This window comes from Streptomyces sp. NPDC002499 (assembly GCF_053595415.1).
This window is the reverse complement of the sequence record NZ_JBSFXO010000010.1, coordinates 280825-292600: the sequence shown is the minus strand read 5'-3', so window position 1 is coordinate 292600 and position 11776 is coordinate 280825. Positions and strand designations below refer to the sequence as shown.

11 protein-coding genes are annotated in these 11776 nt (G+C 69.3%); 2 read left to right on the top strand and 9 right to left on the bottom strand.

Features of this window, described 5'->3' with window-relative positions; all coding sequences use genetic code 11:
* Positions 1 to 2: 2 nt before the first annotated feature.
* Positions 3 to 1049, bottom strand: coding sequence for an esterase-like activity of phytase family protein (locus ACWD5F_RS28950; protein ID WP_451258665.1), 1047 nt, complete (start codon positions 1047 to 1049; stop codon positions 3 to 5).
* Positions 1050 to 1103: 54 nt separating this feature from the next.
* Entirely contained in the window at positions 1104 to 1961 is an 858-nt protein-coding gene (locus ACWD5F_RS28945) for a serine hydrolase (RefSeq protein WP_451258663.1), read from the bottom strand.
* Between the two features lie 157 nt (positions 1962 to 2118).
* Here ACWD5F_RS28945 and ACWD5F_RS28940 point away from each other — a divergent pair, with 157 nt between their 5' ends.
* Together ACWD5F_RS28940 and ACWD5F_RS28935 are read left to right on the top strand one after the other, a co-directional pair.
* Positions 2119 to 4389 carry a glycosyltransferase family 39 protein gene (locus tag ACWD5F_RS28940; protein WP_451258661.1) on the top strand — a complete coding sequence of 757 codons (2271 nt, stop codon included), beginning with the start codon at positions 2119 to 2121 and terminating at the stop codon, positions 4387 to 4389.
* Positions 4390 to 4614: 225 nt separating this feature from the next.
* Positions 4615 to 5421: an endonuclease I family protein gene (locus ACWD5F_RS28935; RefSeq protein WP_451258659.1), complete on the top strand. Its 807-nt coding sequence runs from the start codon at positions 4615 to 4617 to the stop codon at positions 5419 to 5421.
* Between the two features lie 248 nt (positions 5422 to 5669).
* On the opposite strand, the gene ACWD5F_RS28930 is transcribed toward ACWD5F_RS28935, so the two are convergent.
* The 7 genes from ACWD5F_RS28930 to ACWD5F_RS28900 all read right to left on the bottom strand — a co-directional run bounded on the left by ACWD5F_RS28930 (position 5670) and on the right by ACWD5F_RS28900 (position 11748).
* Complete coding sequence (locus ACWD5F_RS28930) at positions 5670 to 5915, bottom strand: hypothetical protein (protein ID WP_451258657.1); 246 nt, start codon at positions 5913 to 5915, stop codon at positions 5670 to 5672.
* A 134-nt stretch (positions 5916 to 6049) separates the two neighbouring features.
* Complete coding sequence (locus ACWD5F_RS28925) at positions 6050 to 6589, bottom strand: hypothetical protein (RefSeq protein WP_451258655.1); 540 nt, start codon at positions 6587 to 6589, stop codon at positions 6050 to 6052.
* A gap of 43 nt (positions 6590 to 6632) precedes the next feature.
* Positions 6633 to 6944 (bottom strand): S1 RNA-binding domain-containing protein, encoded by a 312-nt coding sequence (locus tag ACWD5F_RS28920; protein WP_451258653.1) that lies wholly within the window; start codon positions 6942 to 6944, stop codon positions 6633 to 6635.
* Complete coding sequence (locus ACWD5F_RS28915; protein WP_451258651.1) at positions 6941 to 7237, bottom strand: DUF3349 domain-containing protein; 297 nt, start codon at positions 7235 to 7237, stop codon at positions 6941 to 6943. Before ACWD5F_RS28915 ends, ACWD5F_RS28920 begins: the two co-directional genes overlap by 4 nt.
* A 291-nt stretch (positions 7238 to 7528) precedes the next feature.
* Positions 7529 to 9214, bottom strand: coding sequence for a thiamine pyrophosphate-binding protein (locus ACWD5F_RS28910; protein WP_451258650.1), 1686 nt, complete (start codon positions 9212 to 9214; stop codon positions 7529 to 7531).
* On the bottom strand, positions 9211 to 10179 hold the full coding sequence (gene speB, locus ACWD5F_RS28905) for an agmatinase (RefSeq protein ID WP_451258648.1): 969 nt from the start codon (positions 10177 to 10179) through the stop codon (positions 9211 to 9213). The genes ACWD5F_RS28910 and speB overlap by 4 nt, the downstream gene beginning before the upstream one ends.
* Before the next feature lie 93 nt (positions 10180 to 10272).
* Entirely contained in the window at positions 10273 to 11748 is a 1476-nt protein-coding gene (locus tag ACWD5F_RS28900; RefSeq protein ID WP_451258646.1) for a sodium:solute symporter, read from the bottom strand.
* Between the last annotated feature and the right edge of the window lie 28 nt (positions 11749 to 11776).

Here is an 11776-nt window from a genome sequence, read left to right as displayed (position 1 = left end):
GGTCAGACCCGTACCCGCAAGTAGTAGAAGCGGGTCGTCTGGACCGCGTTCTGGTTGTCGTCGCTCACCAGGAGGACCTTGAGGCGGCCCTTCTCCCTGCCGGTGATCGTCATGCCCTCGATGTTGTCGAGGAGGGGGTTGGGCTGGGGCTGCTTCGCCGTGGCGCCCAGGGTGGAGCAGGTGGCGATGTCGGTGAGCAGGGTCTTCTTGATCAGGCGTACGCCGGACTGGCCCGTGAGGTTCTCGATGCCGCTCGTGTCGGTGGCGCGGCGGGGGTCGGCCAGGTAGAGGCGGACGGTGTTGCCGACGCCCGCGGTGAAGCCGCGCTCCAGGACCAGGAGGCGGCCGTCGGGGGTCGCCTGCACCTCGGGGACGCCGAGGATGGCCTCGTCCGTGCGGTACGCGTACTGCGCGCCGAGCTTGAAGTGGTCGCCCTTGGTCCGGTTCCAGGTCTGGAAGCGGACGATGCCGGTGGAGTCGCCGGCGAGGGCGTACTCCATGGACGCGAGCAGGGTGTGGCCGCCGGGCAGCAGGGTCAGTCCCTCGAAGGTCTGGTTCGAGGTGGCGCGGCCCGCGGGGGCCACGAGCAGCGAGGCCGGGACCGGGAGGCGGTCGAGGATCGTGCCGTCGCGGGAGTAGCGGCGGATCGACGGCTCGGTCTCCGAGGTGATGAGGCGGGTGCCGTCACGGTCGATGACCAGGCCCTCGGAGTCGAGCGCCGCGCCGTTCTCGTCGGCGAGCGGGCCGGCCTTCTTCGGGGCCAGCGTCTTCGCGTCCAGGTCGAACAGCGAGGAACGGTCGGACAGGGCCGCCAGGGAGCCGTCGCGGTCGACCGCCAGCGCGGAGAAGTTGCCGACGAACGTGCCCTGGTAGGTGGTCTTGTCCAGGGCGTCGGAGAAGCGGTCGAGGGAGACGGCGGGCGAACAGGCGTGACTCCCGGAGGAGTTGGCACTCCCGTAGGAGCCTGCCGAAGCCGGCCCGGCGGCGGTCAGGCAGGTGGCCGCCGCCAGGGCCGCGGTGACGGTCGTGAGTACGGTTCTCAGGCGCATGGGCGTCACCGTAGGACGGGGACAGTGACGCCCGGGAGACCGTTCCGTGAAAAATCAGCTCGCGGCCAGGTCCTTGTGGATGACCTTGGCGACGCCCTGGATGGTGGTGATCCCGTAGTTCATGGTGCTGTTGCCGTGCGTCAGCACCGTGATCATGTAGTCGTGGCCGCCGCCCTTGAACGTGCCGACGCTGTGCACGCGCCAGCCGTGCGTGGCGCGTTGCAGCCAGCCGTTCTTGACGTGCACGGAGACGCCGGAGGGGGTGCCGTACGGAGTGCCCCAGCGCTGGGACGAGATGACCTGGCCCATCAACTTCTGGATGTAGTCACGGGCGTTGTCGCTCAGCACGGTGTTCTTCGCGGTGATCAGCTTGAGCAGCTTCTGCTCGTCGGTGACCGTGATCTGGGTGAGCCCCCAGTAGCCGTTCGCGCCGGGCTTGGTCTGCGTCATCTTGGCCGCGGCCAGGAAGCCCTTGATCTTCGTCATGCCCAACTGCTTCCAGAGTTTGCTGGTCGCGTCGTTGTCGGACTTGGTGATCATGGCCTTGGCGCGGGCGGCCTCGGTGTCGGTCAGATACCGGTTGTGCTTCTTGGCGTCCCACAGGAGCGTGGCGAGAACGGTCACCTTGACGACGCTCGCCGAGTCGAAGGCGCTGGAGGCGCGGAGCGAGCACGTGGTGTTGGTGGTGCGGTCGTAGAGGCCGACCGCGATGGTGCCCTTGCGGTTGGCGAGGGCGGCGGTGATGTCCTTCTTGAGCTTGGTCGCGAGCGCCGCCTTGGACGAGGTGCAGGCGACGGTCGGTGTGGCCGCGGCGGCGGGTGTGGCGGCGCCGGCGGTGGCCACGCAGGCGGCCAGTGTGGCGCCGGCGATCCATCTGGCGCGTACGGATATTCGAGCTTCCCCGTTAGTCATGCCCCCTTTGACTCATCAGTTCGTACGAAAGGTTGCACGCATCTCCGTATCCGTTGGGGAAAGGCTGCACAAGGCGTTACCGAGCCCTTGGTCGATTCACAGCCGGGGGCCAGGTTCGCCACAGCGCGCGCCCACCCCACGTCACCACGATGCTCGGGTGACATCTGCCACCGATCCACACCCCCACACCGAGACCGTGTCCGAAGACTGGCCGCCGCCGACCCCGCCCGCGGCGCCCTCGGACAAAGCACCGCGCTGGTCGCTGCCCGCCCTGATCGCCGTCCTGGTACTGGCGGCGGCGCTGTACTCCTGGAATCTGTCCGGGTCCAGCCTCAACAGCTTCTACAGCGCGGCCGTCTACAGCGGCACCAAGAGCTGGGAGGCCTGGTTCTTCGGCTCGCTCGACGCGGGCAACTTCATCACGGTCGACAAACCACCGTTCGCCCTGATGGTCATGGGCCTGTCCTGCCGCATCTTCGGGTTCGGCACCTGGCAGATGATGCTGCCGGAGGTCGCCGCCGCGCTCGGCACGATCTGGATCCTGCACGCGTCCGTGAAGCGGGTCTTCGGGCACGTGGCCGCAGCGATCGCCGCGCTCGTCCTCGCGCTGACCCCGATCACGGTCGCCATCAACCGGGACAACAACCCCGACACCCTGCTCGTCCTGCTGATGGTCGGGGGCGCGGCCCTCGCCCTGCGCTCGGTGCGCACCGAGCGGCTGCTGCCGCTGATCGGCTCGGCCGTCTGCTTCGGACTCGCCTTCAACACCAAGATGCTCCAGGGCTACATCGCCCTGCCGGCCGTCTTCGCCGTGTACGTGTACGCGTCGAGGCTGGGCTGGAAGAAGAAGGTCGTCAACCTGGCCCTGGCCACGGTCGCGCTGGCCGTCTCCAGTTTCTGGTGGGCCACGGCCGTGTCCCTCGTACCCGCCGACGACCGCCCCTACATCGGCGGTTCGACCGACGGCAGCGCCTGGAACCTGATCATGGGTTACAACGGCCTGGGCCGCGTCTTCGGCGGCGAGGGCAACGGCGGAGGCGGCGGTGGCGGGGCCGGTGGGGGCGGCGGAGGCGGCACCTTCGCCGGTACCGCGGGCCTGGGCCGGATGTTCAACGACATCCTCGGCGGCCAGATCTCCTGGCTGATCCCCTTCGCGGGCATCGCGCTCGTGGCCGGCCTGGTGCTGTGCGGGCGCGCCCCGCGCACCGACCTCACGCGCGCCGCGCTGGTGCTGTGGGGCGGCTGGCTGGTGCTGCACTACCTGACCTTCGCGATGGCCGAGGGCACCATGCACCCGTACTACACGACCGCGCTCGCCCCGGGCATCGCGGCGCTCACCGGTGGCGGCGGCGTCATGCTGTGGCGCGCCTTCCGCAGCGGTGACGCCCGCTGGTCGTGGGTGCTGCCCGCCGGGCTCGCGGTCACCGGCATCTGGGCGATCGTGCTGCTGCGCCGGGCCACCGACTGGAACACCTGGCTGTGGCCGGCGGTCGGCGTGGTCATGATCCTCGCGATCATCGGCCTGTTCGTCTTCCGCTCGGGCAACCGTGCCCGGCTGCTCTCCCTCTCCATCGCGGCGGCCATCGTGGCGGCCCTCGCGGGCCCGACGGCGTACGCGGCCTCGCCCGCCCTCTCCTCCACGAGCGGCGGCATGGGCGGCACCAACCCGACGGCCGGCCCCTCCACCGGCGGCGGCGGTCCCGGCGGAGGCGGCGGCCGGGGCGGCTTCGGCGGCCAGCGCGGCGAACTGCCGGGCGGCACACAGCAGGGCGGCGGCCGGGCGAACGGCGAGTTCCCGGGCGGCGGCCAGGGCCAGATGACGCCGGGCGGCGGCAACGGTGAGCTGCCGCAGGGCGGCGGCGCGCCGAGCGGTGCGCCGAGCGGGGCTCCCAGCGGCGGCGGTACGGCTCCGGGCGGTACGGCTCCCGGTGGTACCGGTACCGGTACCGGCGCCGCACCCGGCGGCACGGGTGGCGCCCGGGGCGGCTTCGGCGGCGGGGGCGGGATGGGCGGGGGCGGCGCCTCCACCGAGCTCGTCTCGTACCTGGAGAAGCACCAGGACGGCGCCAAGTGGCTGCTCGCGGTGGCCAATTCACAGTCCGCGGGCCAGCTGATCCTCAGCACCGGCAAGCCCGTCATCTCCATGTGGGGCTTCACCGGCTCCGACCAGGCGATGACCCTCACCAAGCTCAAGGAACTGGTGACGAAGGGCGAGTTGCACTACATCCAGCTCGGTGGCGGCGGCATGGGCGGCAACAGCAGCCTGAACCAGGAGATCACCAGCTGGGTGCAGAAGAACGGGACGGCGGTGAAGGAGAGCGAGTACAGCAAGAGCGGTAGCGGTACGTCGGACTCGTCGTCCTCCAGCGCGTCGACCCAGACGACCACGTCGACGATCTACCGCCTGGACCCGTCGGACGTGAGCTGAGCGACCGACTGAGCAAAGCGCACCCCAAAGGCCTCCCATAGGCCTCTCAACGGCCCCTGACCTCCCGGTCGGGGGCCGTTTTGGTACGTCAACTCGCGTAGACAAGGGGGAAATTGCCGGATCCGGTCATCTGATCGACATGTCCAAGTCATTTACAGGGCTGCATGCCCATGTCACGCTCCCGTCTGCCGCCTCCATTCAACCCGCGTAGATGGGACCCCCTTTATGCTGGCGACACGCATCCGCCGCTGGAAGACAGTGGCCCTGACGACGGCAGCCGTCCTGGTCGGTTTCAGCGTCCCCGCGCTGACCGCGACCCCGGCCGCGGCCACCACCACGGCGTACGACACGACGTACTACAAGAACGCGGTCGGCAAGACGGGGACGACCCTGAAGTCCTCGCTGCACACGATCATCAGCGCCAACGTCACGAAGATCTCGTACTCCGCGGTCTGGAACGCCCTCATGGCGACCGACCAGGATCCGAACAACAGCAACAACGTGATCCTGCTGTACAGCGGTGTGTCCCGAGCCAAGTCCCTCAACGGCGGTGACGTCGGCGACTGGAACCGTGAGCACACCTGGGCCAAGTCGCACGGAGACTTCGGCGAGGCGATCGGCCCCGGCACGGACCTGCACCACCTGCGTCCGGCCGACGTCCAGGTCAACAGCATCCGCGGCAACCTTGACTTCGACAACGGCGGCAGCGCGGTCACCAACGGCGGCGGCTCCACCGTCGACTCGGACTCCTTCGCGCCGCGCGCGGCGGACCGGGGCGACGTGGCCCGCATGATCCTGTACATGGCCGTGCGCTACGAGGGCGACGACGGCTGGGCGAACCTGGAGCCCAACGAGAAGGTGGGCAACGGCAGCAACCCGTACATGGGCAAGCTCTCGGTCCTCAAGGCGTGGAACGAGGCGGACCCGCCGAGCGCGTTCGAGGAGAAGCGCAACCAGGTCATCTACGACACGTACCAGCACAACCGGAACCCGTTCATCGACCACCCCGAGTGGGTCGAGGCGATCTGGTAGACGGGAACCGTTCGGCCGCGTACCGCTCGCCTGCGGCGTGCCACCAGGCGGGCGGTACGGGGCCGCGCACGAGCGAGGCCGATTGCGACTGCGGCTGCGTCTGCTCGGGATGCAGCCCAAGCAGTTCCCGCCGAGGGTTGGGGCAGCCGGGAAGATTCTCGGCACTCAGAACGTGCACCCACTCAACCTGGTCAGCTGCCGGCTTGAGGCCCTTCTCCGCCTCGTGTCTCGCCATCACTCCCCGCCTCCTACTCGAGCCGCACGAGATCCTCGGGCAGCGCGTAGCGGTAGCCGCCGGTCAGCAAGTCGTGCTCAAAAACCAGGACGTACTCCCGGTCCTCGTCCAGCCCGCACGTACCGCACGGTTCCTGGTAGCCGATGACCTCCGCGAGCGCCTGCCCCGGCTCCCCCTTGTCATTGCCTCCCCACCGCAGCCGCTCGCCGATGCGGTAGGTGTCCTGCCACGCGTGCCCGAAGTGGAACTGAAGGGTCATTGGCCCCTCGTCACCGCACCCAGGACAACCGTGCAGCCGCGGCACGACCGCCACGTTGAACGCCCCCATCGCCCCCTCCATCGTCATCGCGGCACGAGGCACGGCTGACCTCGGGCAAATTAATTCTGTGTTGGTCACGCGACGGCCGCACGAGCGGGCTCGTACGGGTCCCAGTCCGAGTCGAACACCACCTTGAGCCCTCCGGCGTGGACGGCGTCGCGCTCCGATGGCCAGACCGGATAGGCCGCGACGAGCTCCACGAGATCGTCGGTGTCCGCGCCCGGGGCCGTCACATCGATCCCGTTGCCGAGGGCCGGCACGGGCAGGGTCGGGGCCAGGACCAGACTGCTCAGTCCGAACGGCGGCACGTACGGCTCCTTGTAGCCGATCACCATGCCCGGATTGAACGGGCACACGCCGCGAAGGGCAGCCACGGTCCGCGCGGGGACCCTCGGCCAGGCAGGATCGAACGACCGCATGGTGATGCAGAGTTCACGGACCGGCCGCTCGTGCAACCGTTGCCACGGAGACAGACCGTAGGTGACCCCGGTCATGAACCCGGGCTCGGGCACGTCCGCGAAGGCGAGAGCGAAGACCCCACCGTCGTCGATCACCCGCGGCACCACCTCGTGGATGTCCGGCTCGGCGCCCACGATGGAACTCAGGCGCTCCACGAAACGAGCGAACCGGTCGGCATCGCCGCGCGCGACCACTGAATCACCTTCTCTCAACCGGTGTGCCGGACGTCCGACGTGCCCTGGCCCTGCGCAGGCGTTCCACGAGCGGCACCTGTCCCGGTGGCCTCAGGATGAACTTGCGCTTCTGCTGGTCGAAGCATTCCAGGTAGCAGGACACACGGTCGCCCACCTGGTAGTTGTCGTCATCGTCGATATAGAGGACATCGATGAGGCCGTCCCGCGACAGGCCCAGGTCCACGATGACGCCCCAGGGGAATACGGCGATGGCCTCACCCTCGACAAGGGTCCCCATGAGGCCCGTCTCTGCCTCGCTGAGTTCAACGTCGGTCATGCTTCCTCGCCGTCTTCCAGATACCAACCACGCTCGGTCATGCGTTCCTTCAGCCGCTCCACCTGTTCAGCGGGCGGTTTCCGATGGGACTGGGCGGCGGCCGCCTGGTTGCGCACCACATGCGGGTCGAGACCGAAAGCCGCCTCCACCACCACGCCGAGATTCCGCTCGGACAACAGGTCGGAGAGGACCACGAGCAAGGGACCGTAGTCCACGTCGTCCTCGTGAACACCGGTGGGGAAGACCAGCCGGAGCTGATCGACGACTTCCGCGAGATGCGGTTCGAGGTCCATCAGTCCGCCGTCACCTCCGAGCGAGGTCCAGTCGGGCCGCGTCCTCGTGGCGATGGCACAGTTCCAGCGACAGCAGGAATCCAGCGAACTGCTGCTCGGCAAAGGTCACGGCGGCACTCTCCAACGGTGACAGTGGTCAGCAGGGGAAAGCGCCTGGGGCCACCGGTCCAGGAGCGATCGCCGGGGCTCGTCACACGCGCTCCCCGGCGATCGTAGTTGTCCGGAAGGTCAGGAGGAGAGACCTCGCTGCTCCTCGAACCTGCGCAGGCGGCGTCCGACAGGACCCGTCCGTCAGTCCAGGTGCGTAGCCGCGAACATCCGCAACAAAGCCGGCAGCACGACCACCGAAGGCCCCGGCGCCCCCAACGCCTTCGCCAGGTCCGTTTCCAGCGTCTCCGGGCTCGTCCGTACCCCCGGCACCCCGAACGACTCCGCCAACGCCACATAGTCCGGTCGCGTCAGTTCCGTCGCCGTCGCCTCGCCGAAGGCGTCCGTCATGTACTCGCGGAGGATGCCGTAGCCCCCGTCGTCGACGATGAGCCACGTGACGTTGAGGTCGTACTGCTTGGCCGTCGCCAGTTCCGCGATGGAGTAGAGCGCTCCGCCGTCTCCCGACACCGCCAGCACCGGCCGTGTCGGATCCGCCGCCGCCGCGCCCAGCGCCGCCGGGAAGCCGTAGCCGAGGCCGCCCGCGCCCTGGGCCGAGTGCAGGTGGTTGGGGCCCTTGGCGTCGAAGGCGGACCACGCCCAGTACGCCAGGATCGTCATGTCCCAGAAGGACGGGGAGTCGGCGGGGAGCGCCTTGCGTACCAACGCCAACACCTCCTGCTCCAGGGTGAGTTCCTGGGCGTCGATGCGTTCCCGTACCCGCGCCAGCACGTCCCGTACCCGGTCCCCGACCGCCGGATCCGTCCGTTCCGTCACCGTTTCCAGCAGCGCCTGCAACGCGTGCCACGCGTCCGCGTGGATGCCCAACGCCGGGTGGTTCGACTCCAGTTTGCCGAGGTCCGCCTCGATCTGGATGACCCGGCCCCGCGGGGCGAACGTGTGGTAGTTCGACGACAGTTCGCCCAGCCCCGAACCCACCACCAGCACTACGTCCGCGTCCTCCAGGAAGTCCGTCGTGTGCCGGTCCTCCAGCCAGGACTGCAACGACAAGGCGTGGGTCCACGGGAACGCTCCCTTGCCGCCCGGCGTCGTCACCACCGGGGCCTGGAGTTTCTCCGCCAGCTGACGGAGCTTCTTGGAGGCGTCCGCCCGTACCACCCCGCCACCCGCGATGATCGCCGGACGAGCCGCGCGCGACAGCAAGTCCGCCGCCACCGCCGTCAGTTCGGGGCGCGGGACCAGGTCCTCCGGTGTCGCGTCCACCGCCGTCACCACCGGGAGCGAAGTCTCGGACAGGAGTACGTCCTGGGGGATCTCCACCCACACCGGGCCGTGCGGAGCCGACAGCGCCGACTTCCAGGCCGCCGCGATCGCCGACGGGATCTGGGACTGGGCCCGGACCGTGTGGACGGACTTCACCACGCCCCTGAACGAGGCTGCCTGGTCCGGGAGTTCGTGGAGGTAGCCGTGGCGGCCGCCGCCCAGACCCGCCGTCGGGATCTGGCTGCTGATCGCGAGGACGGGCGCCGAGGCCGCCGCCGCTTCCTGGAGCGCCGCCAGTGACGTCAGTGCACCCGGGCCCGTGGACAGGAGCAGGGGTGCCGCCTCGCCGGTGATCCGGCCGTACGCGTCCGCCGCGAAACCGGCGTTGTTCTCCACCCGCAGACCGATGTACCGCAGGTCGGACCGGCGCAGCGCGTCGAACATGCCCAGCGCGTGCTGGCCGGGCAGGCCGAAGACCGTCGTCGCACCGAGCCCGGCGAGGGTCTCCACGACCAGGTCGCCGCCGTTGCGCCCGGCGGGCGGGTTCAGCGCGGCGGAGATCTGCGCGGCCGTCGGGCGGAGTTCCAGGTCGTGGTCGTGCGTCACTTCGAGCGAACCTCTGCAATCTGACGGGACATGATCGTGGTCAGTTCGTACGCCGTGTGCGACGCCGCCACCGACGTGATCTCGGCGTGGTCGTACGCCGGTGCCACCTCGACGACGTCCGCCGACACCAGGTTGCAGGATGCCAGGCCGCGCAGGATCTCCAGAAGTTCGCGGGAGGTCATGCCGCCGGCCTCGGGCGTGCCGGTGCCGGGCGCGTGGGCCGGGTCGAGGCAGTCGATGTCGATGGAGATGTAGAGGGGGCGGTTCCCGATGCGTTGGCGCAGTTGGTCGGCGACCTCGTCGACGCCTCGGCGCATCACGTCCGCCGACGTCACGATCCCGAAGCCCATCTTCGCGTCGTCGGTCAGGTCCTGCTTGCCGTACAGCGGTCCGCGCGTACCGACGTGCGACAGCGCCTCCGTGTCGAGGATCCCCTCCTCCACCGCCCGCCGGAACGGCGTCCCGTGCGTGTACTCCGCCCCGAAGTACGTGTCCCAGGTGTCGAGATGGGCGTCGAAGTGCAGCAGGGCGACCGGGCCGTGCTTCTTCGCGACCGACCGCAACAACGGCAGCGCGATGGTGTGGTCGCCGCCCAGGGTCATCAACCTCGCGCCCGTTCCCAGCAGTTCGTCGGCCGCCGCCTCGATCGTCTCCACGGCCTCGTTGATGTTGAACGGGTTCACGGCGATGTCACCGCCGTCCGCCACCTGCGCCAGCGCGAACGGCGACGCGTCCTGCGCCGGGTTGTAGGGCCGCAGCAGCCGGGACGCCTCGCGGATCGCGTTGCCGCCGAAGCGGGCGCCCGGCCGGTACGAGACGCCCGAGTCGAACGGCACCCCGACCACGGCGACATCGGCGCGGCCGACCTCGTCCAGGCGCGGCAGCCGGGCGAAGGTCGCGGGTCCGGCGTACCGCGGGACGCGGGAGGAGTCGACGGGACCGCGGGGCGCCTCGTTGCTGGTCATGGGAACTGCCTTCTTTCCTACGCTTCGTCGCGTATGTACATCTCCGTGAGGCCTTGTGGGTCTCTGTGGATCTTTGCGCGTCCGGATACGACTTTACTGGTGCGCGGCGACCGGTTCGGACGCGAGTTCGGGAGCACCGCGCCCGGCGAGCCGCTCGCGCCACGCGGCCAGCACCGCCGCGTCGGTCGCCGGTGTCGCCAGTGACACGACGACGTAGACGACGAGGGACGACAACAGGCCGTAGTAGATGGGCTCGTTGGCGAGGATGCCGTAGCCCGCCATCAGGCCGACGACCGCGAGACCGCCGACGATCACGGCGGCGAGCGCGCCCTGCGCGGTGCCGCGCTTCCACAGCAGTCCGCCGAGGATCGGGACGAGGAGACCGCCGACGAGCAGGTTGTACGCGACCGTCAGCGCCTCGACGACGTTGTTGAGCGCGATCGCCGTGACGATCACCGCGACGCCCATGACGAGGATGAAGGCGCGGTTGCCCCGGACCTCGTCGCGCTCCTCGCCGAGGTCCGCGCCGTCCCGCCGGATGGCGCCCCGCAGCTTCGACCAGATGTCGTTGTTGGCGACCGTGGCGCAGGCGATCAGCGCGCCGGAGGAGGTGGACATCACCGCGGCCAGGGCGGCGGCGAGCACCAGTCCCCGTACGCCGACCGGGAGTTCGTCCTTGACGATGGTCGCGAAGGCGTCGTCCGGGCTGCCGAGGTTCGGGTACAGGACCTTGGCCGCCGTGCCGATGACGGCGCCGGCGAGGGCGTAGACGAGACAGTAGGTACCGGCGACCGTGCCGCCCCACTTGGCCGTCCTGTCGCTGCCCGCCGTGAACACCCGCTGCCAGATGTCCTGGCCGATGAGCATGCCGAACGTATAGATCAGGACGTACGTGAAGATCGTCTCGCCGCCGATGCCCAGCGGGTCGAAGTACTCGGTCGGCAGCTTCGCCTTCATCTCGCTGAAGCCGCCGGCCTTGACGACCGCGATGGGCAGCAGGAGCAGGAGCACGCCGATCGTCTTCACCACGAACTGCACCATGTCGGTGAGGGTGATCGACCACATGCCGCCCAGCGTCGAGTACGCGACGACGATCGAGCCGCCGAGGATGATCGCGACCGTGCGGTTCATGTCGAAGAGGACGTCGAAGATCGTGGCGTAGGCGATGGTCGAGGTGACGGCGAGCATGAGGGTGTACGCCCACATGACGACGCCGGAGATCACGCCGGCCCGGCCGCCGTAGCGCAGGTCGAGCATCTCGGAGACCGTGTACACCTTGAGGCGCGCGATCCGGGCCGAGAAGAAGACCGACAGGGCCAGCAGCCCGAGGCCGATGGTGAAGACCATCCAGGCGCCGGAGAGGCCGTACTTGTAGCCCAGGCCCACCCCGCCGATGGTGGACGCGCCACCGAGGACGATGGCGGCCATGGTGCCGGAGTACATCGCGGGCCCCAGGCGCCGGCCGGCCACCAGGAACTCGCTCTTCGACCTGGCGCGGCGCATGCCCCACCAGCCCATCGCCAGCATGCCGGCCAGATAGACGACGATCACCGCGTAGTCGACAGCCACGGAGGTCCCTCCTTCGCAGGTTCCTGGA

Bases quoted from the DNA above. Each gene is read 5' to 3' on its own strand.
- ACWD5F_RS28920 (WP_451258653.1), bottom strand. From the start codon at position 6,944: ATGACCGACGTTGAACTCAGCGAGGCAGAGACGGGCCTCATGGGGACC.
- ACWD5F_RS28950 (WP_451258665.1), bottom strand. From the start codon at position 1,049: ATGCGCCTGAGAACCGTACTCACGACCGTCACCGCGGCCCTGGCGGCG.
- ACWD5F_RS28945 (WP_451258663.1), bottom strand. From the start codon at position 1,961: ATGACTAACGGGGAAGCTCGAATATCCGTACGCGCCAGATGGATCGCC.
- speB (WP_451258648.1), bottom strand. From the start codon at position 10,179: ATGACCAGCAACGAGGCGCCCCGCGGTCCCGTCGACTCCTCCCGCGTC.
- ACWD5F_RS28915 (WP_451258651.1), bottom strand. From the start codon at position 7,237: ATGGACCTCGAACCGCATCTCGCGGAAGTCGTCGATCAGCTCCGGCTG.
- ACWD5F_RS28935 (WP_451258659.1), top strand. From the start codon at position 4,615: ATGCTGGCGACACGCATCCGCCGCTGGAAGACAGTGGCCCTGACGACG.
- ACWD5F_RS28930 (WP_451258657.1), bottom strand. From the start codon at position 5,915: ATGACCCTTCAGTTCCACTTCGGGCACGCGTGGCAGGACACCTACCGC.